General features: G+C 66.2%; 2 protein-coding genes. Both read right to left on the reverse strand.

Going from position 1 to position 2,116, the window contains the following annotated elements; genetic code table 11:
• Positions 1-20 precede the first annotated feature (20 nt).
• A complete protein-coding gene (locus AB0J58_RS44750; RefSeq protein ID WP_364227891.1) occupies positions 21-515 on the reverse strand; it encodes a flavin reductase family protein in 495 nt (164 codons plus the stop codon).
• A 13-nt stretch (positions 516-528) separates the two neighbouring features.
• A complete protein-coding gene (locus tag AB0J58_RS44755; protein WP_364227894.1) occupies positions 529-2,067 on the reverse strand; it encodes a tryptophan halogenase family protein in 1,539 nt (512 codons plus the stop codon).
• Between the last annotated feature and the right edge of the window lie 49 nt (positions 2,068-2,116).

Consider the following 2,116-nt stretch of genomic DNA (forward strand, 5'->3'; position numbering starts at 1 on the left):
GGTCGTGCCTGCCGGGCGGGTCAGGAGGCCGGTACCGGCCGCGGTCTTGAGCCCGAGAACGCCCCCATGCCGTACAGCAGCGGGTTTCCAGGGCCGGCCTGTACGTTCACCACCCGGCCGAAGAGCACCGCGTGGTCGCCCACGACCAGCGTCTCGGCCACCTGGCACTCGGCCACCGCGAAGGCGTCCTCGACCAGCCAGGGCAGCCCGGTGAGCGCCGTCCGCCGCCAGGAGACCTGGTCGAAGCGGTCGGGTTTCGGCGAGGCGAAGAGTTCCGCGGTGCTCTGGGCGCCGTCGTCGAGCAGGTTCACCGTGAACTGTCCCCGGCTGCTGACCGCGGCCAGTGTCCCGCTGCGGATGTCCAGGCAGACCAGCAGCGTCGGCGGGTCGAGTGTCACGCTGGTGAGCGAGTTGCAGGTCAGCCCGTGTGGCCGCTCGTCGCCGTCGATGGACGTGATGATCGTGACACCGGTGAAGTAGGAGCTCATGAAGCCGCGGAAGGCCTCCGGCGTCACGAGGTGATGCCGGTCAGCCATTGATACCGGCCAGGTACTCGTAACAGCTGGGCAGCGCGGCGACCATCTCCTCGGCCTCTGCCCTGATCCGGGCGAACTCGGCCAGGGCGTTGCTCGGGTCGAGGTGTTTCAAGGCCGGCGGCGCCGTGCGGGGCAGGTGGCCCAGACCGAGGTTCATCGCGTTCCAGGAGTAGCTCTCGAATCCGTGGAAGTAGGGGTAGATGGTCTCCTCGTCCAGCAGGCGTGAGCGGGCGAGATCGAGTTTCTCGCGCAGCCCGGCCGGCATCGCGCGGGTCTTGGCCTCCTTCCAGTACGGGGTGTCGTCGCGCTGCGCGGACTTGTAGTGCAGGACCAGGAACTCCTTCACCCCGTCCACGGCGTTCGCGACCCGGGTGTTGTAGGCCGCGATCTGGTCGCTGTCCCATCGCTCGTCGGGGAAGTGCTTGACGAGCTGCTCGATGCCGTGCTGGATGAAGAAGATGCCGGTGGACTCCAGTGGCTCGACGAACGCGCTGGACAGGCCGATCGCCACGCAGTTCTTGACCCATGAGTCCCGGTTGCGGCCGATGCGCATCCGGATGTGGTTGGCCGGGAGGTCTTCTTGGCCGGGCGCGGCGGCCTGGCGTAGTTCCCGTTCGGCCTCTTCTGGGCTGATGAACTGGTCGGAGTAGACGTAACCGGTGCCGTTGCGGCGAAACAGCGGGATGGTCCACATCCAGCCCGCGCTCATCGCGGTCGCCGTGGTGTAGGGGCTCATGTCGGTGGCCTGTTCACGCGGTACCCGGAGCGCGACCGCGCGGTTGTTGGGCAGTACGTCCTCGAAGGACTGGAACTCGGTGCCGAGTGTCTGGTTGATCAGCATGCCGCGGAAGCCGGTGCAGTCGATGAAGAGGTCGCCGGCGATCTGACCGTGGGCTGCGGTGTGTACGTGGCTGATCCAGCCGCGCTCGTCTTGGGCGACGTGTTGCACGTTGTCCAGGATGTGGCGGACGCCGCGTTTGACGGAGAAGTCGGCCAGGTATCTGGCGACCTCGTCGGCGTCGAAGTGGTAGGCGTAGGGGAACTGGGCGCGTTGCTCGGCCAGGGTGGAGCGGCCCAGTGGGTTGTCCAGTTCGGAGGCAAAAAGCGAACCGTCGCGCATTCGTGGTGAGCGTTTGGCCTCGCAGAGTGCCGAGGTGATGAAGCAGGAGCGGTCGAACGGCTTGCTGCGGTCGCCCAGTTCGAGCCACCAGTCGGCGATGGAGAATCCGTCCACCACGCGTAGCCGCTCGAACGGGTGGTAGAAGTACTCGCCCGTTCCGCTCCAGTTCTCGAAGCGGATGCCGAGTTTGTAGCCTCCGGCGCATTTCGGTAGCCAGTCGGCCTCGTCAAGTCCGAGGTAGTCGAAGAAGTGCCGTACCGTGCTGAAGGTGGCCTCGCCGACACCGATCCGTTTCACCTGGGGTGATTCCACCAGGGTCACGTCGATCCGGTCGCCGAACGCCGCCATCAGGTAGCTGGCCGTCATCCATCCGGCCGTACCACCGCCCACGATAACCACGGATCGGATCATTAGAGCTCCTCAACATTCGTTGGAAAGGCCGGATCTCGGCCCGGTCAGG

Source organism: Streptosporangium sp. NPDC049644, assembly GCF_040675205.1.
Taxonomy (GTDB): domain Bacteria; phylum Actinomycetota; class Actinomycetes; order Streptosporangiales; family Streptosporangiaceae; genus Streptosporangium; species Streptosporangium fukuiense.

Bases quoted from the DNA above. Each gene is read 5' to 3' on its own strand.
- AB0J58_RS44755 (WP_364227894.1), bottom strand. From the start codon at position 2,067: ATGATCCGATCCGTGGTTATCGTGGGCGGTGGTACGGCCGGATGGATG.